At 70.2% G+C, this 18,793-nt stretch carries 25 protein-coding genes; 22 read left to right on the forward strand and 3 right to left on the reverse strand.

What is annotated here, in order from left to right; translation table 11 throughout:
* Positions 1-2 precede the first annotated feature (2 nt).
* From GGE06_RS41510 to GGE06_RS41615, 22 genes are all read left to right on the forward strand, one after another.
* Positions 3-1,232, forward strand: coding sequence for a phage major capsid protein (locus GGE06_RS41510; protein ID WP_184933270.1), 1,230 nt, complete (start codon positions 3-5; stop codon positions 1,230-1,232).
* Between the two features lie 47 nt (positions 1,233-1,279).
* Positions 1,280-1,651: a hypothetical protein gene (locus GGE06_RS41515; RefSeq protein WP_184933271.1), complete on the forward strand. Its 372-nt coding sequence runs from the start codon at positions 1,280-1,282 to the stop codon at positions 1,649-1,651.
* A gap of 80 nt (positions 1,652-1,731) precedes the next feature.
* Entirely contained in the window at positions 1,732-2,088 is a 357-nt protein-coding gene (locus tag GGE06_RS41520) for a hypothetical protein (protein WP_184933272.1), read from the forward strand.
* Entirely contained in the window at positions 2,088-2,672 is a 585-nt protein-coding gene (locus GGE06_RS41525; protein WP_184933273.1) for a hypothetical protein, read from the forward strand. The genes GGE06_RS41520 and GGE06_RS41525 overlap by 1 nt, the downstream gene beginning before the upstream one ends.
* Positions 2,669-2,995: a phage head closure protein gene (locus tag GGE06_RS41530; protein WP_184933274.1), complete on the forward strand. Its 327-nt coding sequence runs from the start codon at positions 2,669-2,671 to the stop codon at positions 2,993-2,995. Before GGE06_RS41525 ends, GGE06_RS41530 begins: the two co-directional genes overlap by 4 nt.
* A gap of 1 nt (position 2,996) precedes the next feature.
* The gene (locus tag GGE06_RS41535) at positions 2,997-3,371 is read left to right on the forward strand and encodes an HK97-gp10 family putative phage morphogenesis protein (RefSeq protein ID WP_184933275.1); all 375 of its coding nucleotides are present in this window, start codon (positions 2,997-2,999) and stop codon (positions 3,369-3,371) included.
* Entirely contained in the window at positions 3,368-3,793 is a 426-nt protein-coding gene (locus tag GGE06_RS41540; protein ID WP_184933276.1) for a DUF3168 domain-containing protein, read from the forward strand. Before GGE06_RS41535 ends, GGE06_RS41540 begins: the two co-directional genes overlap by 4 nt.
* 66 nt (positions 3,794-3,859) lie before the next feature.
* Entirely contained in the window at positions 3,860-4,198 is a 339-nt protein-coding gene (locus tag GGE06_RS41545; RefSeq protein ID WP_184933277.1) for a hypothetical protein, read from the forward strand.
* 1 nt (position 4,199) lies between these two features.
* Positions 4,200-4,631 (forward strand): phage tail tube protein, encoded by a 432-nt coding sequence (locus GGE06_RS41550; protein ID WP_184933278.1) that lies wholly within the window; start codon positions 4,200-4,202, stop codon positions 4,629-4,631.
* A gap of 17 nt (positions 4,632-4,648) precedes the next feature.
* The gene (locus tag GGE06_RS41555) at positions 4,649-5,062 is read left to right on the forward strand and encodes a hypothetical protein (RefSeq protein ID WP_184933279.1); all 414 of its coding nucleotides are present in this window, start codon (positions 4,649-4,651) and stop codon (positions 5,060-5,062) included.
* A 74-nt stretch (positions 5,063-5,136) separates the two neighbouring features.
* Positions 5,137-5,388: a phage tail assembly protein T gene (locus tag GGE06_RS41560; RefSeq protein ID WP_184933280.1), complete on the forward strand. Its 252-nt coding sequence runs from the start codon at positions 5,137-5,139 to the stop codon at positions 5,386-5,388.
* Entirely contained in the window at positions 5,385-7,364 is a 1,980-nt protein-coding gene (locus tag GGE06_RS41565) for a phage tail tape measure protein (protein ID WP_184933281.1), read from the forward strand. Before GGE06_RS41560 ends, GGE06_RS41565 begins: the two co-directional genes overlap by 4 nt.
* Positions 7,365-7,367: 3 nt before the next feature.
* Entirely contained in the window at positions 7,368-10,085 is a 2,718-nt protein-coding gene (locus GGE06_RS41570) for a hypothetical protein (RefSeq protein WP_184933282.1), read from the forward strand.
* Positions 10,086-10,094: 9 nt separating this feature from the next.
* A complete protein-coding gene (locus tag GGE06_RS41575) occupies positions 10,095-10,580 on the forward strand; it encodes a hypothetical protein (RefSeq protein WP_184933283.1) in 486 nt (161 codons plus the stop codon).
* A 15-nt stretch (positions 10,581-10,595) separates the two neighbouring features.
* Positions 10,596-10,856, forward strand: coding sequence for a hypothetical protein (locus GGE06_RS41580; RefSeq protein ID WP_184933284.1), 261 nt, complete (start codon positions 10,596-10,598; stop codon positions 10,854-10,856).
* Positions 10,857-10,923: 67 nt separating this feature from the next.
* Positions 10,924-11,844 (forward strand): peptidoglycan-binding protein, encoded by a 921-nt coding sequence (locus GGE06_RS41585; protein ID WP_184933285.1) that lies wholly within the window; start codon positions 10,924-10,926, stop codon positions 11,842-11,844.
* Positions 11,845-11,855: 11 nt separating this feature from the next.
* Positions 11,856-12,218, forward strand: a complete 363-nt coding sequence (locus GGE06_RS41590; protein ID WP_184933286.1) for a hypothetical protein — start codon at positions 11,856-11,858, stop codon at positions 12,216-12,218.
* Positions 12,215-12,538 carry a hypothetical protein gene (locus GGE06_RS41595; protein ID WP_184933287.1) on the forward strand — a complete coding sequence of 108 codons (324 nt, stop codon included), beginning with the start codon at positions 12,215-12,217 and terminating at the stop codon, positions 12,536-12,538. Before GGE06_RS41590 ends, GGE06_RS41595 begins: the two co-directional genes overlap by 4 nt.
* Positions 12,539-12,655: 117 nt before the next feature.
* The gene (locus tag GGE06_RS41600; RefSeq protein ID WP_312883493.1) at positions 12,656-13,909 is read left to right on the forward strand and encodes a helix-turn-helix domain-containing protein; all 1,254 of its coding nucleotides are present in this window, start codon (positions 12,656-12,658) and stop codon (positions 13,907-13,909) included.
* 356 nt (positions 13,910-14,265) lie between these two features.
* Positions 14,266-14,463 (forward strand): hypothetical protein, encoded by a 198-nt coding sequence (locus GGE06_RS41605; RefSeq protein WP_184933288.1) that lies wholly within the window; start codon positions 14,266-14,268, stop codon positions 14,461-14,463.
* 144 nt (positions 14,464-14,607) lie between these two features.
* On the forward strand, positions 14,608-15,015 hold the full coding sequence (locus GGE06_RS41610) for a hypothetical protein (protein ID WP_184933289.1): 408 nt from the start codon (positions 14,608-14,610) through the stop codon (positions 15,013-15,015).
* A 74-nt stretch (positions 15,016-15,089) separates the two neighbouring features.
* Positions 15,090-15,236 (forward strand): hypothetical protein, encoded by a 147-nt coding sequence (locus GGE06_RS41615; protein WP_184933290.1) that lies wholly within the window; start codon positions 15,090-15,092, stop codon positions 15,234-15,236.
* Between the two features lie 39 nt (positions 15,237-15,275).
* Here the strand turns inward: GGE06_RS41615 and GGE06_RS44225 are convergent, their stop codons facing one another.
* The 3 genes from GGE06_RS44225 to GGE06_RS41630 all read right to left on the reverse strand — a co-directional run bounded on the left by GGE06_RS44225 (position 15,276) and on the right by GGE06_RS41630 (position 18,670).
* Positions 15,276-15,518 (reverse strand): helix-turn-helix domain-containing protein, encoded by a 243-nt coding sequence (locus GGE06_RS44225; RefSeq protein ID WP_376773654.1) that lies wholly within the window; start codon positions 15,516-15,518, stop codon positions 15,276-15,278.
* A 108-nt stretch (positions 15,519-15,626) separates the two neighbouring features.
* Complete coding sequence (locus GGE06_RS41625) at positions 15,627-16,604, reverse strand: hypothetical protein (protein WP_184933292.1); 978 nt, start codon at positions 16,602-16,604, stop codon at positions 15,627-15,629.
* Positions 16,605-17,380: 776 nt separating this feature from the next.
* Positions 17,381-18,670: a tyrosine-type recombinase/integrase gene (locus tag GGE06_RS41630; protein ID WP_184933293.1), complete on the reverse strand. Its 1,290-nt coding sequence runs from the start codon at positions 18,668-18,670 to the stop codon at positions 17,381-17,383.
* Positions 18,671-18,793 lie beyond the last annotated feature (123 nt).

The following is an 18,793-nucleotide window of genomic DNA, read 5'->3' on the forward strand; positions in this document are numbered from 1 at the left end:
CGATGGCCAACATCCGGGAGCTGCGCACCAAGCGCACCAAGCTCGGCGCCGACGCCCGAGCGATCATGCAGACCGCCGAGGCCGAGGGCCGCTCCATGACGCCCGAGGAGGAGGTGCGGTTCGACAAGCTGATGGACGAGCGCGACGGCGTGGACCGCACCATCGCACGGGCCGAGAAGCTCGAGGAGGACGAGCGCGACGAGGCCGCGCTCGAAGACCTGGAGCGCGGCGGCACCCGCGGCGGCGACGAGGCCATGGGCGCGCTGCGCGCCTACCTCCTCGGCGGCCGGTCCGTCCTGACCGAGCGCCAGGCCCGCGCCCTCAACGCCGGCCACGACCCCGAGGGCGGGTTCCTCGTCGCCCCGCAGCAGTTCGTCCAGGACCTGCTGAGGAACGTCGACGACATGGTTGCGCTGCGCGGCCTGGCCACCGTGCACCAGCTCATCCAGGCCGAGTCGCTCGGCGTGCCCACGCTGGACACCGACCTGAACGACGCCGACTGGACGAGCGAGCTCGGCACCGGCAGCCAGGACGACAGCATGCGGTTCGGCAAGCGCGAGCTGCGCCCGCACCCGCTGGCCAAGCGTGTGAAGGTCAGCCGCAAGCTGATGCGCGCCTCGACGACCAACCCTGAGACCCTGGTGCGCGAGCGGATGGCGTACAAGTTCGGGGTCACCGCCGAGAAGGCCTACATGATCGGCGACGGCAACCAGAAGCCGCTGGGCCTGTTCACCCCGAACGCCGACGGCATCCCCACCACGCGGGACGTCGACATCTCCACCTCCGGCACCGGCCTGGTGAACGTCGCTGCGGGCAACGCCGCGGACGACCTGATCACCGCCAAGTACGCGCTCAAGGGCGCGTACCACCGCCGCGCGCAGTGGCTTTTCCACCGCCTGGTGCTTGCGTCCGTGCGCAAGCTCAAGGACGGCGACGGCAACTACATCTGGCGCGCCGGCCTGGCCGACGGCGAGCCGGACAAGATCCTCGACCTGCCCTACATCATGAGCGAGTTCGCCCCCTCGACGTTCGGCGACGGGGACTACGTCGGCATCCTCGGCGACTTCTCTTACTACTGGATCGCCGAGTCCCTGGCGTTCGAGGTGCAGCGCCTGAACGAGCTGTACGCCGAGACGAATCAGGTCGGGTTCATCGGCCGCCAGGAGTCCGACGGCATGCCCGTTCTGGCCGAGGCGTTCGTGCGCCTGCAGGCCAACGACGTCGTGCCGTAACCCCCGGCCCGTCCAGCGCAGGCCCACACCAGACAGGAGCAGCACTCATGCGCACCGACATCAAGAACAGCCTCGACGTCGCCGCCACCCTGGCGCCGGCCGCGCGGGTCGCCGCCGCGACCGGGACCGGGGTGGACCTGGCGAACTACGACGCGGCCGCCGTGGTCATCACGACCGGCGTGGTGGCCAACGGCGCGTTCTCCATCGAGGTCCAGGAGTCCGACACCCTCGGCTCCGGCTACACCCCGGTGGCCAATGCCGACCTCGACGGCACCGAGCCGGTCACCCTGACCGCGTCCACGACCATCGTCATCGGCTACCACGGCATCAAGCGGTACATCCGCGCCGTTTCCACTGGCACCGCCGACGCCTCGTTCGGCGTGACCGTCATCCGGGGCAAGGGCCGCACCAAGCCCTGACCCCACCCACCCCGCACGGCCGCCCGGGCCCCGCCACAACGGCGGGGCCCGGCCGCGTCCCGGAGAGCAGGAGGACCACCATGCGAGTCGAGATGCTGCGGCTCATGGCCAACCCCACGTACGGCAACCAGCCCGAGGGCGCCATCGTCGACATGGACCCGGCCGACGCCGAGCGGCGCATCGCCGCCGGCTACTGCCGCCCCCTCGATGAGCCGAGGAAGAACGGCGGCCGCGCGGCCAAGACCGCCGCCGCGCCGCCCGGTGGCGGCCAGGGCGAGGACACGCCGGTGGAGAAGATGACCGTCGAGCAGCTGCGGTCCTACGCGGCCGAGCACGACATCACCCTCGGCGACGCGGTGAAGAAGGACGACATCCGCGCCGCCGTCGTGGCCGAGCTGGAGCGCCGCCGCGACGAGGACGAGGACGGGGGCGCCTGATGGCGTACGCCAACCCGGACGAGCTGCGCCGCCTCCTGCGCATCGAGTCGTTCACCGAGGAGGAGAGCGCCACCGCCGAGCTCCTGATCGACCTTGCGCAGGGCGTCATCGAGGACGAGACGGGCCAGGCCCTCGAGCAGTCCCAGGACACTGTGATCCTGGACGGGCCGACGGCTGACGACCCGCGGCACCACCCCGCCACCGGCTCGCGGAAGCTGATCCTGCCGCGCTGGCCGGTGACGGCCGTCGCCTCGGTCAAGCTCGTCGACGAGGACCAGGAGCTCGTGTTCGGCAAGGACCGTGACTACACCTGGTCGGCCGCTGGGATCCTGCACCGCCGCGGTGCCGAGTGGCCCAGCCACGACCGGGCGGTGGAGGTCGTGTACACGCCCGGGTACGCCCCGGTCCCCGCGGGCCCGAAGCGGATCTGTCTGCGCCTGGCGGCCGCCGGATGGTCCAACCCGGAGTTCCTCTCGGCGGAGACGCTCGGGGACCACTCCCGCAGCTTCTCCGCCGAGGCCCTCGGCATGGAACTGACGACCGCCGACCGGCGCACGCTCGGCGCGTACCGGGCCCGGACATGATCGGCCGCCTGCTGAACCGGACGCTGGCCGTGTGGCGGCCGGTCGACGCCGACGACGGGTACGGCGGCCAGGAGACCACGCTCGTTCTCCAGGGCGAGGTGCGGGCGAAGGTGGACCAGCCGGCCGCGTCGGACAGGGTGCTCGCGCAGCAGGCCGGGGCCGAACACACCCACGACGTCTACCTCCTGCCCACCGCCGACGTCGAGCGCGGCGACGAGCTGCACGGCGGCGGGCAGGTCCTGACGGTCCGCTCGGTCGTCGAGCCGTCCAGCACCCGCTACCGCAAGGCCGAGTGCCGACTGCTGCAGCGGCGGGGAGACTGACGTGGCCCGCTCGGGCATGACGGTGGAGATCCTCGGCGCCGAGCGGCTGCGGGCTCAACTGCAGGACCTCGGCGAGGACATCATCACCGCGCTGCAGAAGGCAGTGCAGGAGTCCGCCGAGGCCGTCAAGGCCGACACCCAGCGCGACGTGGCCAAGGACTCCGGCAACCTGCACGACAAGGTCGACATCAAGTACAAGGACGACGGCCTGACCGCCGTGGTCGGCTGGCACAACGACACCGAGTACTACGCCCGGTTCCTGGAGTACGGCACCCGCCGCACCCCGGCCCGGCCCGCGCTCCGCCCGGCCCTGGAGGCCGAGCGCAAGCGGTACAAGGGCCGGCTGACCGAAGAGGTACGGAGGGTCCTGCGATGAGCATCCCGCCGCCCGTCTCCCCGATGCTCGCGATCCAGGGCGCCATCCGCGCCCTCCTCGTCGCCGACAGCGAGCTGCAGTCCCTCGGCGTCGCCGTGTACGACTACCTGCCCGAGACCGTCCCGTACCCGTTCATCGTCATCGGCGAGGCCACCGAGGTCCCGGCCAACGCCCACGACCGGTTCGGCTGGGAGACCGTCCCGACCCTGCACGTGTGGGACAAGCGCCAGGGCTTCAAGCGCGTGCTGCAGATCGGCGGCCGCCTCACCGCGCTGCTGGACCACCAGCCGCTCAGGGTGCCCGGCTACGACCACATCGTCACCCGCTTCGAGGTCGCGCAGCCGCTGACCGACCCGGAGCCGCCGGGCGACATCCGCCACCTCGTACACCGGTACCGCGTGCTCACCGCGCAGCCCCGCTGACCCGCCCACCACCGCCCCGGCCCGCAACGGTGCCGGGGCTCGCCCATACACAGAAGGGAGTGCCCGATGGCAGCACTCACCACCACCACCGTGAACACGCTCGGCGGCCTGGCCGACCTCGACGCGGCCGCCGTCGCCGCGGCCGGAGGCGGCGACACCGCCCCCGTGGGGGACGGCCTGTTCCTGTTCGTCAACAACGCCGGCGCCTCGCCCCGCACCGTCACCCTGGCCACCCCGGGAACCGTCCACGGCCACCAGGTCGCCGACGCCACCCTCACCGTGGCCGCCGGCAAGCGCGGTCTCATCCCGCTGACCACCATCTTCCGCGGCGCCACCGGACGGGCCGCGATCACCTACGACGCCGTCACCTCCGTGACCGTCGCCGTCATCCAGCTGGGAGCCTGACATGGCAGGTAAGGACGCATTCGGCAGCCAGTTCCTGCGGGACTCCACCGGCGCCGGCAGCTTCGCCGTGGTCGCCAACGTGACCGACATCAGCGGCCCCAGCCGCAGCCGTGAGGCGATCGAGGTCACCGCCCACGACTCCCCGGCCAAGTACCGCGAGTTCATCAAGGGCCTGAAGGACGGCGGCGAGGTCGAGATCACCCTCAACTTCGACCCCGGCAACGCGACGCACTCCGCGCTCGACGGCGACTTCGAGGAGGACGACCTGCGCAACTACCAGGTCATCATCCTCCCGGGCGAGCCCGACGAGCACACGTGGAGCTTCTCCGCCCTGATCACCGACCTCGGCGAGAAGTACCCGACCGAGGGCCAGATGGAGCGGACCGCCACGTTCAAGATCAGCGGCAAGCCCACCCTCACCCCGACCGGCTGACAGGAGACCGACACACCATGGCATCGCTGAAGGACCAGATCCGCGCCGCGACCGACATCCGCCACCAGGACGACGTGGAGATCCCCGAGTGGGTACCCGGCGCCCGCTTCCGGGTGTACGGCCTGCCGTCCGGCGACTGGGAGGCCTACCAGAACTCCCTGACCAAGATGACCCGCAAGGACTCCGCCCAGGGCATCGAGATGAGCGTCAAGTCCCGCAAGGCCGAGATCGTCGCCAAGGGCCTGTACGACCAGGAGACCGACGAGCGTGTCTTCCCCGACCTGCGCGAGGGCATCGCGATTCTGTCCCAGCGCAGCGCGGGCATCGTCAACGCCCTGTTCGAGCTGATCCGTCATCTGTCCGACGATGGCAAGGACTTCGCGCAGCGCGTGCAGGAGGCGGAGGCGGGTTTCGGCGACGGCCCGAGCTGAGGCTGCAGTACGACCTCGCCGCGGCCTTCCGCATCCCTCCCTCCGAGGTCCTGGACCGCTTCACCGAGGAGGAGTTGATCCGCCTCATCGCGTACCAGAACCTGTACGGCCCGATCGGGCCATCACGCCTGGACGTCGTGGCCGCCCGCCTGGGCATGGACGTGGCCGCCCCGCACATGAAGAAGGGCCAGCGGCCGAAGCTGAAGGACCACCTCGTCCAGTGGAGCCGCAACGCTCGTCCTCGTAAGTCGGGCCGTGAACTGCTGGCCGCCGTCAAGGACATCCACGCCGGCCTCACCGGCAGGTCAGGAGGGGGGAAGAGATGACCGTCCTGGACGAGCTGCTTGTCCGCATCGGCATGGACTCCTCAGGCGTCGACGAAGGCACCGAGGAAGTCACCGGCCGCCTCGACGGCCTCGCGGGCCCGGCGGCCGCCGCCGGCCTCGCCGCCGGGGCGGTGTTCGCTGCGGGGATCTCCTCGGCGATGGACCTCGCCGAGGCGCAGGGTGAGCTCAAGCAGTCGCTCGGCCTCACCGAGGTGGAGGCCGAACGGGCGGGCGACATCGCAGGTGACGTGTTCTCCGACGGGTTCGGGGGGTCTCTCGAGGAAGTGACCACCGGCCTGTCGAGCGTCACGTCCGCGATGGGGAAGCTCGGCGACTTCACCGATGCCGAGCTGCAGGACATGACAGAGAGCGCCCTCGGCCTGGCCAAGAAGCTCGAGGTCGACGTCGCCGACGCGTCGACGGCGGCCGGCCAGCTCATCAAGCAGGGCCTCGTCAAGGACGGCACCGAGGCGTTCGACGTACTGGCGCGCGCCGCTCAGGTCCTGCCCAAGAGCATGCTGGCCGACGTGCCTGCGGTCGTGCAGGAGTACGGCACGCACTTCAAGCGCATCGGGCTCGACGCCAGCACAGCGTTCGGCATGATGTCGCAGTTCGTGAAGGCCGGCGGTAAGGACATCGACCAGGCGGGCGACATTTTGCACGAGTTCGCCCGCATCACGAGCGAGGAGACCGACCGGGCGAAGGAGGGATTCAAGAGCCTCGGCCTGGACGGCGCGAAGATGCTGGCCGACATCGGCAAGGGCGGCAAGCCCGCGGCCGACGCGCTGCAGCTCACCCTGGACAAGCTCCGCGGCGTCGAGGACCCGGCCAAGCGGGCCCAGCTCGGCGTGCAGCTGTTCGGCGACATGGCCGGTGAGGCTGCGGACGCGCTGCTCGCGATGAACCCGCAGACCGCGCTCGCCGCCTCCGGGATGGACACCGCGGCCGGCTCCTCGAAGAAGCTCACCGACGCGATGGAGGCCTCGCCCGCGCAGCAGATGGACGCCGCGATGCGGACCCTGCAGACCACGCTCGGCGAGGCGTTCCTGCCCATCCTGAAGACGGTGTCCGAGTTCTTCGCCAAGCACAAGGACACGATCAAGGAACTCATCCCGATCGTGCTCGTCCTCGTCGGCGTCCTCGGCCTGATGGCGGCCGCCATCTGGATCGTGAACATCGCGATGATGGCCAACCCGATCGGACTGATCATCGCCGGGATCATCGCCCTGATCGCGGTCATCGCGCTGATCGTCATCAAGTGGGACGAGATCAAGGCCAAGACCCTGGAGGTCTGGGACAAGATCATGGTGGCCCTGGACATCGCCTGGCGCTGGATCGAGACGAAGGCCGGCGAGCTCTGGGACAGCTTCGTCGGCATCTTCGCCGACGGGTGGATCTGGCTGCGCGACAAGGTCTTTGCGCCGATCGGCCGGTTCTTCACCGACACCATCCCTGGCTGGGTGGACTCAGGCGTCCAGTGGGTCAAGGACATCTGGAACGACATGATCGGCTGGTTCCAGAGCATCCCGGACAGGATCGCCCGCGGCCTGAGCGGCATGTGGTCGTGGGTCACCGACGGTCTGAAAGACGCCCTCAACGGCGCCATCGGCCTGATCAACTCGGGGATCTGGTTCATCAACGACAAGTTGATCGGCAGCGTCAACCTCTTGCCCGGCATGAGCGTGCCATACATCCCGTACCTCCCTTATCTGGCCGAGGGCGGCATCACGACCGGGCCGACGCTCGCCATGATCGGCGAGGGCAGCGAGCAGGAGGCCGTGCTCCCGCTGTCCAAGCTCGAGGCACTGATCAACACCCCCGCCGCCATGGCCGCCCCGTCCACGGGCAAGGTCCAGCCTGTCCAGGTCCAGGTGATCGCGCAGGCCGACCGCAACGGCTTCCGGGACTTCCTCCAGTACGAGGTCCGCACCACCGCCGGCGGATCCGTCGCCCGCTACGCAGGAGAGGACGACTAACCCATGGTTGCTCTGCCGCCGCCGGACCTGTTCGAGCTGTACTACAACGGCCAGTTCAACAACCGCACCTCCGACGTGCGGGCCTCGGCCGGGGTCACGATGTCGCGCGGAGTGTCGGCCGAGGGGACGCGGGCGGATCCCTCGGCCGCCGACATGCTGCTCAACAACCGGCACGGCGACTACTCCCGGCGCAACCCCATGAGCGCGCTGTACGGGAAGATCGGCCCGAACACGCCGATGCGCTACTCCGTCGACGCGGGCTACCCCTACCTCCTGCTCCCCGGGGACACCTCCTCCGCGCTCACCACCCCCGACGCCGCGGTCCTCGGCGTGACCGACCTCGACATCCGCATCGAGGTCGCGCTCGACTCCTACACCACCGCCCAGGAGGCGGTCTCCCGGTTCCTGAACTCGGGCAACAACTGCTCCTGGTCGCTGCAGGTGGGCAACGGGCTGCAGCTGTCCTGGTACCCGGACGGAAGCTTCGCCAGCCAGAAGACCGCGGGCATCGGGGTGCAGCTGCCCGCCATCCCCCGCCAGCGCATCGCCTTCCGTGTCGTCCTGGACGTCAACACCGGTGCCGGCGGCCACCTCGTCTCGTTCTACTGGGCGCCGTCGATCACCGCGACCATGTGGAACCCACTCGGCACCGCCACCGCCGGCACCGGCACCACGACGGTGTTCGACGGGGCCGCCGGGCTGCAGCTCGGCACGAACACCGGCCTGGTCGGCACCGGGCTGAAGGGCCGCATCTACGCCTTCCAGCTGTGGGACGGTGCCACCGGCGTCCGCAAGGTCAACGTCGACTTCTCCACCGCGAAGGCCGGCGACACCTCGTTCACCGACACCGGTGGCCTGGTGTGGACGAAGGCCGGCGCCGCCGCCCTGGCCAACCGGCACGTCCGTATGGCGGGCGAGGTCCCGGCCTGGACGCCGCAACGCGATGCCTCCGGCGCCGACCGGACCGTGCCGATCACCCCGGCCGGGATAACCCGCCGCCTCGACGCGGGCACCAAGCCCCTCGAGTCCGCGCTGCTGCGCTACCTCCGCGCCGCGGGCCCGATCGAATGCTGGCCACTGATCGACGGAGCACAAGCCACCTCGGGCGCCCCGCTCGTCGGCACCGCGCCGGCCGTCGTCCTGCCGGGCAGCACCTACGTGTGGGCGGACGGCGAGCTCGCCGACTGGATCGAGCCGGTCATCCACCTCACAGGCGGCGGCCGGATCATCGCCCCGCTCCCGGCGCACGCTTCCGCGGCCACCGGCTGGTCGGTGGACTGGCCCTTCTCACAGCTGGACTCCCTCGTCACCTGCAGCGTGACCGAGGGCAGCGCCACCGGCCGGACATGGACGGTGTCCCTCGACCCCTCCACCAACAAGATCCAGCTCTTCACCTTCACCGCGGCCGGCGCCACCACCCTGCAAGGCGAGATCTCTCCCGCGAACGTCTTCAACGACGTTCCGCACGTGGTGCGGCTGACGACAGCGTCGAGCGGCGGCTCCGTCGGCTGGAGCCTGTACCTCGACGGCGTGCTCGCGGTGGCCGGGGCGGACACGCCCGCCGCCGTCCCGCTGCAGAACGTCGATGTCCTGGCCGGCCTGTCCGGATCCTTCAAGTCCATGGCGCTCGGCTACATCACCTACTGGGGCTCCTCGGCGCCCTCCGCGGCCGACTTCTACCGGGCCCTCACCGGGTTCCAGGGAGAGACCGCCGGCGCCCGCTTCCTGCGCCTGTGCACGGAGCAGGGGGTACCGGCCGCCCTGATGGGCACGGCCTCCGCCACCACCCCGCTCGGCGTCCAGAAGCGGGAGAAGTTCCTCGACGCGCTCGCTTCCCTCGCCCGTGCCGACGGCGGGTACGTCCTGGAGCAGCGCGACGACCGTGCCCTCGCCTTCCGGCCCCGCCAGACGCTTTACAACCAGCCCCCGGCGATCACCCTGGACTTCTCGACCGGGGTGATCAGCGAGCCGTTCCGGCCGCTGGACGACGAGAAGCTCAGCGAGAACGACGTCGCGGTCACCAGGGAGGGAGGCACGTTCGCGTCCGCCGTCCAGCTGACCGGGCCCCTGTCCGTCCAGGACCCCCCGGCCGGTATCGGCCGCTACGACGTCGCCCACACCCTCTCGCTCGCCGCCGACGCGCAGGCCCTGCAACAGGCCGCGTGGCGCCTGCACGTGGGCACTGTCGACGGCCTGCGCTATCCGCAGATCACCCTCGACCTCGGCAATCCCCGTGTGTGGCCGCTGATCCGGGCCGTCTACCTGGCCGACGTCGGCGACAAGATCCGGCTCACCGGCCTGCCGGACGACTACGGCCCCGACGACGTCGACCTGATCATCCGCGGCTACAAGGAGACCGTCACCGAGAAGACGTGGCGGATCACGTTCACCTGCACCCCGGGCGCCCCCTACGACGTCCTGCAGCTGGGAGCCCCCGCCTACTCCCGGCTGGCCACTGCAGGTTCCCAGCTGGCCTCCGCCATCACCGCCACCGCAACGTCCCTGTCCGTCACCACCACGGGGACCACCCTGTGGACCACAGCGGCCGGCGACCGCCCGTTCGACATCGTCGTCGGCGGCGAGCGGATGACCGTCACCAACCTGACCGGCGCCACCTCGCCGCAGACGTTCACCGTCACCCGCTCCGTCAACGGCGTCGTCAAGTCCCACGTGGCCGGGACCGCGCTCCAGATCGCCCGGCCCGTCGTCTACGCCCTGTGAGGAGGCACCATGCCCGACCCGATCGTCCTGTCCGGACAGATCATCACGCCCGACATCATCAACGGGCTGGTCCAGCCGCACGTGCAGGTCGTCGCCGGAGCCTTCGCGGTCCCGGCCGGCGCCAGCACATACACGCCCGTCGCGTGGGCCAGCACCCTGTCCGGCAACCACGCGCCCATGTGGTCGCTCGCGCAACCCACCCGGCTGATCGCCCCGTCCGCCGGCGTCTACCTGATCCATGGCGGCGTCACCTGGCCCGGTGCCCTCGGCACCTCCGACGCCCGCGGTGAGATCCGCGCCAACGGCAGCGCCTCGCCCTCCCTCGGCACGAGGGTCGGCAGCCAGCGCGGCAGCGCCGGCAACATGCAGGCCGCGGCCAGCGGCACCGTCACCCTCACTGCCGGCGGCTACGTCGAGCTCTACCTCAACACCCAGGCCGCGACCGCCATCACGGCCACCGTCACCCTCGGCATCACCCGCATCTCCGCCACCTGATCAGGAGGTTTCCGCATGCCCGCCTACCCCAACTTCGACCCCGCCGGCGTCGCCTACGACCTCCACCTGTGGCACCCCGAGTGGGGATCGGTGCACGTCTCGGTCGGCACCCCCAGCTACCCCACGGGTGTCTTCAACAACGCCGGCGTGGACGCGATCATCCAGCAGCTCGCACAGGACCTCCTCGCGCCGATCGGCGGCGAGAAGGTCATCGAGGTCGTCCGTCTCCAGACCGAGTCCGTGAAGTGGACGCCCCCCGCGCCGCCCACCCCCTGACCTTGCCCGTACCCGCCCGCCCCGCGCCGTCCGGCCCGGGGCTTTGCCATATCTCAGGAGGCCCCCCATGGCCGCACCACTGTCCGCGGACCGGCTGATCGCCGCGCTCCGCGCCGAAGGCGTCACCGTCATCGAGCACCCCGGCTGGCGCACCCACAACCGCAACCACGTCGGCGACTGGGGACCGGTCGTCGGCGTGATGATCCACCACACCGTCAGCTCCGGCACCACCTCCTCGGTGGGGATGTGCTTCAACGGGTACGAGGGCCTGCCCGGGCCGCTGTGCCATGGCGTCATCGCGAAGGACGGCGTCGTGCACCTCGTCGGCAACGGCCGGGCCAACCACGCCGGCGGCGGCGACCCGTCCGTCCTCCAGGCCGTCATCACCGAGACGTACGGCGAGCAGCCCCCGGCGCCCCGCGTCCACCAGGGCAGCCCGGGCGCCGTCGACGGCAACTCCCGCTTCTACGGCTTCGAGTGCGTCAACCTCGGCGACGGCACCGACCCCTGGCCCACCGAGCAGCTGCTCGCGATCGAGCGCGTGGCCGCGGCCCTGTGCCGCGCGCACGGCTGGGGCGCCCGCTCCGTCATCGGCCACAAGGAGTGGTCCGACTGGAAGAACGACCCCCGCGGCTTCACCATGCCGACGATGCGCGGCCGCGTGCAGGCCCGCCTCGACAAGGACCCTGCCAAGCCCGCCGAGCCGACGCCCACCCCGCCGAAGCAGCCGCCGGCCCTGGAGCCGTTCCCCGGCGCCTCGTTCTTCCGCGCGGGACGGAGCTCACCGGTCATCACCGCCATGGGCCGGCGCCTCGTCGCCGAAGGCTGCTCGGCGTACACCTCGGGGCCCGGGCCTCGGTGGACCGAGGCCGACCGCCTCAGCTACGCGAAGTGGCAGCGCAAGCTCGGATTCCGCGGCTCCGACGCCGACGGCATCCCCGGCCCCTCCTCCTGGACCGCCCTCAAGGTCCCCCGCTCCTCCCACTGAAAGGCGCCCCCATGAACCTGCTCGCCAGCGTCCTCCGCACCGTCGTCCCGCTCCTGGCCGGATGGATCCTCACCGTCACCGGCGCTCTCGGCATCGAGGCCGACTCGACCGTGGTCGCCGGCGGCATCACCGCCGCCGTCACCCTCGCCTACTACACCCTCCTCCGCCTGGCCGAAGAGCTCGCCTCCCGCATCGGCTGGGAGCCGGGCCGCCTCATCGCCGGCCTCTTCCTCGGCTGGGCCCGACCGCCCGCCTACGAGCAGCCGACCGCCACCGTCCCGGTTCGCGTCCACTTCGACAAGGAGGCCCTGCGCCTCGACGTTGGCGAGGCCCTGCGGCGCGCCGCCCAGGACGTGGAGAGGCGCCGCCCGTGACCGGCATCCCCGGCCTCGATATCGCGGCCGCCATCGCCGCCGCGATCGCCGCGCTCGGCGGCGCGCTCGCCCTGCTCTACCGCTGGGCCCGCGGCCTACGCCGAGGCCTCACCCGCCTCGGCGACTTCCTCGACGACTGGTTCGGCGTCGACGCGCGCCCGGGCGTCTCGGCGCGCCCCGGAGTCATGCAGCGGCTGTGCTCCCTGGAGGACGAAGTCGCCGGCATCAAGCACGAGCTCCACCCCAACTCAGGCAGCAGCCTCCGGGACGCGGTCGACCGAGTCGACGCCCGCACCGCCCACCTCGACAAGGCCCCGTAGCCCACGACGCCCCCTCTCGCTCGCGAGAGGGGGCGCATTCGTCTGTTCTGGGGCACACGACAAGGGCCTTGCCCCCTACTCTGATCGGTGTCGAGTCGTTCAGAGAGGGGCAAGGCCGTGTCGCTTCATGCTACCCCGGACCCGTACGCCAACCCGGCGGCTTTCGGGCAGAGAATGCAGATCCTCCGTGAGCGCCGCGGCATGACCCGCCAGGTGCTCGCCGGGCTCCTTGGGAAGTCGACCGACTGGGTGAAGTCCGTCGAGTCCGGCCGCATGCAGGCGCCCGGGATCGAGATGGTCTACCGGATCGCCGAGGCTCTGCGCGTGCGCGAGCTCTCCGACCTTACTGGCCACGGCGAGTACAAGGTGGACTTGTTCCTTGGCCCCGGGCATCCACGCCTGGCCGCTGTCAGGGCCGCCATCGAGGCGCGCCCTCTCGGCACGCCGGGAAGCGCACCACCGAGGGCGGAGCACCTGGCCGCCAGGCTCGCTGTTGCCTGGAAGGCTCGGCACGAGGCCGCCAACCACCGAGAGAAGATCGGTGCGTTGTTGCCAGACCTGATCCGAGACGCCCAGCTCTCCGTCAAGCACGCCGGGGAGCCCTCGGAGTGGCGCGCGGCGCAGGCCGTCCTCGCCGAGGTCTACTCGCTCGCGCAGTTCTTCCTCGCGTACCAGCCCGACCCGTCGCTCCTCTGGCGTGTTGCGGAGCGCGGCATGGTGGCCGCTGAGCAGTCCGACGACCCGCACGCGATCGGTGTCTCGTCCTGGCTCCTCGCCCAGGCCCACCGCGACACCGGCCCCTCCCACTACGACCAGGCCGACAGCATCACCAACCAGGCACTGGAGTACCTGACCCCGCTCCTGCCCGACGCCACGGACGACATCCTCGCCATCGCGGGTGCCCTGACCTTCGAGGCCGGCTACACCGCCGCCCGTAGGGGATCAACGGCCGCCGCCTGGCACCGGTGGGACACCGCCCGCGAGATGGCCGAGCGCCTGCCAGCCTCCTACTACCACCCCATCACGTCGTTCTCCCAGGCCATCATGGGCGCGCACGCGGTCACAGTCGCCGTCGAGCTACACCACGGACCGGAATCGGTACGGCAGGCCGCCCAGGCGGATGTGGCGACCATCCCCTCCAGGCCCCGACGGGCCCGCCATCGGATCGAGGAGGCCCGCGGCTACCAGCTCGACGGTCAGCCCGACGTCGCCATCGCCACCCTGGAGAAAGCCCACCACGCGGCCCCGGAGACGATCCGCTACAACGGCTACGCGCGGTCGATCATCTTGGAACAGACGGAGTCCAAGGTTGCGCACCGCCGCCGCCGGGCCGCCGAACTCGCCGTAGAGATGGGGCTCCTGGCAGCCTGACACAAGGGGGGGGGAGGATTCCTCCCCTCTACTCCGCGAGACCCCCCATAGCGTCGTGGTCAGGCAGAAGACGACCACGTCGGGGGTGTCCTCGTGTTGACGATCAAGGTCTATCGGGTGGGGAGCGACGGCACCACCGTGCCTGTCGCTCCGGCCTATAAGGTGCAGCCGGCCACGGAGCCTTCGGCCACGACCGCGTACCCGCCCTGCGGCTGCCCGAGACACCGCCGTCGCGAGTGGTGCGACTTCCACAAGGGTCCGTCGCAGAGCGCCGTTCCGGTCGATGAGCACCGCCTCGCCTGCGCGCCTTGCCGCGAGCAGCGGAGCCTCGCCCCGCGCGCTGAGGCGGGGCAGCGGTGACAACGACCAAGGAGTGGGTGATCCCGCCGTACGCCAACCTCACCTGGGAGCAGCACGCCGGGCGGAACTGCGTGTTCTGCGACCGCCCGCTCCATCAGGGGGCCCGGGAAGTCGGCCGGGTCAGGCGTGACTACGGCGTCCCGCTCCGGGACGTGCCGGTCTACGCGGGCCCCTGCTGCCTCGGCACCCCGTGAGCGAGTGGCAGCGGCAAGCCCTCTACTGCCTGATCGTCCTCGGCATACTCGCCGTCCTCGTCGCCGGCATCACCACCTGACGGCCCTCGATGTCCCCTCTGGTCCATAGGATGGGCGGGCCGCCACGAGAGGAAATGATCACAAATGCGCCCCCAGCGATTCACCGACTACGTCCTCGACCTCGCCAAGAACGCGCCCGGCATCGTCCGGGTGCAGACCCTCGCCGAGGCCGGCGACACCAAGCGGCCGTTCGGCCTGGCCATCACGACGTCGAGCGGCGAGAACCGGTGGCAGTTCATGGGGCAGCTCCCGGACGGAGCGAAGCACGAAGGCTTCACCGACGAGCCGGTGACCGGCACCCCTGCGCCGGCCATGGGCGACCCGGCTACCGCCGGCTCCCCCGAGGCGTGGCTCGCGGCCGTCCTCGCCGGCGCCGAGTGCCCGGAGATCTCCGCCATTGGCCGGTGGTCCACCAGCTCCGAGGGGGCCGCGCAGCGTGGCATCACTGTCGACTTCCACGACGGCTCGCGGATCTTCGCGCGCCAGCTCTAGACCCTCCCCGGTCACGGCCGGGGAGTGCACATCGCACCACCGTCAGCACCACCTACACACAGGAGGAACTGATCATGCGATTCGACCCCGGCATGTGCGAGGGGAACTGCCCGGTCTGCGGCGCCGGCGTGGGCAGCTCGCCCGGCACCCCGACGACGATGCACCAGCGCGCCGGGACCGGCACGGAGACCTGCCCGGGGAGCGGCCAGCCCGCCCTGTAACCGCGTAACGAGCCCCGGCCGGACCATCCACGGCCGGGGCTACTCGAACAGCTGGCCTGGCGGGATGCCTATCGCGTCCGCCAGGAGCAGGACTGTGTCGACCGTGGGCGCGGCTCGTCCCGCCTCGATTTCTTGGACTGTCGCGCGCCCGAGCCCGCTCCGCTCGCAAACGGCCTGCTGGGTCAAGTTGGCGTAGAGCCTTGCGTCCCGCACCCGTGCGCCGAATACGGCCCGGCGGGCGAGGACCCAGTCGGGCGGCGGGGCTGATTTCGGGCGGACCACAGGGCAACGTTCGTCGCTTCTTGATCATTTGTATGCACGGCTAGCCAGGCATTTTTTGATCTTGAACGGCGCGCGTCACCCTGGGCCGCCCGATCCGGGCGGCTCCGGCTAGGGCACGTCCCGGTCCCTGCTCGTCGCCCACCACACCATCAACTGATTCGTGGAACGCAAGCCGAGATCATCCCGGAGCGCCTCAAGGTCGCGTCCCACCTCCCGGCCGCTCACGCCGAGTTGGCCGGCGACGACCGCCTGAGTATCTCCCTTGGCGAGCCCCCGCAGGATCATCCGCTGTTGCGGCGTCGTGACCGCGTCCGCCAGGGCGGCCCGAGCCTCCTGCCACGGGGTGGCCCTGTCCCAGTACCCCTGAAATACAGCGAGAGCGAATGCAGTGCAGGCGATGTCTTTGATGTGCCAGCCCGCATGGGCCTCGCTGCTCAGCACATGGTTGTCCACGAAGAGATTCGTCCCCGCCATGACCATGCGGGGCGGAAGCTCTTGACCGACACGGACCTCGCCGCCCTCCGCGAGCACGACCTCCACGTACCTCGCCGTCGGCGCGTGCGCGAGGGCGGCAGAGGGGTACAGGGACCGTACGGGGATGCCTCGCACCAGGAGAGCGCGAGCTCTGCGGAGGCCCTCCTCCAGGACGGCCGGGTCTCGCTCAGTCGGCACGCCAGGCTGGACGGTGTAGAGGCCGCCCTCCGCGTCTGTCGCAAGCACGTGCTTGATGTGTTCGTTCATCAGCGCCTTGCTGTGCACGAACTCGCTTGCGGGGCCGCCATAGAGACGTGCGGGGTCATAGTGCCGCGCCAGACGTTCGAGGGCCGACACCCGCCCCATCTGATCAAGAGTGCGGGCCAGGGCCGCATGATGCTCCGCGAGGAGCTGTTGCGCGACGACGCGGGGATCCAGGGCGACAAGCTCGTCGCCGATTTGGCGGACGAGGCCGAGCTGAACGAGCCGGGTCACGGAGGCAGACGCCTCGACCGGTCGACCCTCCGCGATGTCGCGGTAGACGCGCTCCTCGTCGGGAGTGAGGGCAAGATCTTCAACGATTTCCATACCGCGCCGCCTGTTCTTGTCCACTTTCAGACGTGTCCCAAATTTCTCAGGAAAGCCCCTGGCATACGCCTAATGCACATGTCAGCGTAGGGGTCACGTCAAGAGTACGGATGCATGTTCTATTTGTGATCGACACTCGGAGGGATGACCTATGGGACAGAGCGTGACCAGAACCGTGGCGGCCGTGCTGGTTTCGGTTGCCGCCGTGATCGGTATCGGGGCCACCGCCCACGCGGAGGACCCCGGATGGGGCGGGCCGGCGCCGACCGTCTCCACCCCCACGCCGACGCCCACCGCCGCGAACGATCCCGGCTGGGGGTAAGGCTCCGGCACGTCTTGGTCACTCGTCCGTCAACCCCACATGGCGGATGCGCTCTGATATCGGCCCACGCGCACCATGAGAACGCGCAACGGGGGAACCCCTTGATCCGGCCCCGACGGCCGGGATGGGTGGGAGAAATGACGGACGTAGTCCGTGTAGTAGTGCTTGGAGTACTGGCCCTCGGTGTCGTCGCCATGGCCTTCACGTTCAGGTCTCTGCGGAGCCAGGTCGACGACTTGCGCGCTGAGGTCGCATGCCTCCGAATCGAACGACTCCTCGGAGAGCCCGTGGCCGCGCCGGCGGACCGTGCACGGCCGCGGCGTCCCGAGCTCGGCATCATCGTTGGCGCCTTCGTCGGCGCCATTACTGCCACGGCCGCCACGTGGCTTCTGTGGGGGTGAAGCATCACCCCCGATGCCCCGGCAGTCACGGCCGTGCCCCACGGCCCGGCTGCCGGGGCATCGGCGCATCACGCCCCCTAGGCCGAGGCAACAGCCCGGAGGGAGGGGCGGCCGCCCTGGAGCGTCGTCTCGATCGTTTCCATGGCATCGTCGTCCGCTTCCGGCAGGAGGTGCCCGTACAGATCCGACGTGGTCTTGATCGACTCGTGCCCGAGGCGCCGCTGTACGTAGGTGAGCGAGTGGCCGGCCGAGATGAGCGCGGCCGCGTGCGAGTGCCGTAGGTCGTGCGGGGTCGGGCGCTTGTAGACCGGGAGCATCCCGTCCTTCTTCGCCTTGCGGATCGCACGCTGCCACCGGTCATAGAAGGTGCTGTAGTGGAGCCGCTGCCCCTGGTCTCCCGTGAAGAACAGGCCGTCGTCGTCGAGGCCCTCGACCCTGCGTAGTTCGTCCAGCGCCTCGATCACGGACGTACTGACCCGGATGGTGCGCCGCCCCCGCTTGGACTTGGGCATGCCGACGTAGTAGCCGCCCTCGCCGTCCTTCTTCCATGCCCGATGGACCTGGAGCCGTATGCGAGCGGGGTCGGAGTCGAGGAGGCAGTACGGCGCAAGCGCCGTGAGCTCGCTGTACCGCAGCCCTGTCCCGTACTTGACCTCCACCATCAGCTGGTCCTGGCGGATGGTGAGCCGGTCCCGGATGGCCGCCACTTCTTGCGGGGTGAGGAACTCGATGTCCTCGTCCTCGGGAGTAGCGCCGCCGTCGTCGCGGCGGGGCAGGTTGGTCCGCTCGCATGGGTTGCGAGCACGGAGCGGCGGCTCGGCCTGGACAGCCTCGTTGAGGATCGAGCTAAGGAGGCCGTGGAGGTTCCTGATGGTCTTGGGGGACATTGGCCTGTTGCGGGGGCCACGCCCCTTCCGCACCTTGGTCTGCTCCAAGACACGGACCCATGCACGGATGGTGTCACTCGAAAAGTGTTTGACGCTGCGGACGTCGCATTCGCCGAAGGTCGGGAAGATGTACATCTCCAACTCGCGGTGGCACGCCTTGCGGTAGTGCTCCTCGATGCCGGTTCGCAGGTCGATGGTCCGGGTGGCGTAGGCGCGGAATCGGTACCGCGCATCGTCGATGGCGTCGGCCTCCTCGGGGACGATGTACCCCTTCCCCTTGATCCATCCCGCAGGCCACCGCTGGCCAGCCTCGTCGACGGCCTGCTTGAAGATGTCAGCCGCGGCTTTGCCTTCGTCGTCGCCGTCGAACTTCTCCGTCGCCCACTGGGGGTCACCAGGTCGGCGGTTTGCGTCTCGCCACTTCACCTGGTAACTGGTGATCTCTCCATCGCGGCTCTTCCGCGGGTGCACGCTCGCCATGGCGTGACACTAGACCCTGTGTTCCCGTCGCGTTCCCACGGGGCAGTGAATTTGAGGCGAGGCACCCCCATCCTTGCAGGTGGAGGGCCTGTCGCCGCTGGTGCCCGGAACCGGACTCGAACC

Origin of the sequence: Streptomyces nymphaeiformis, assembly GCF_014203895.1 — a bacterium.
GTDB lineage: Bacteria > Actinomycetota > Actinomycetes > Streptomycetales > Streptomycetaceae > Streptomyces > Streptomyces nymphaeiformis.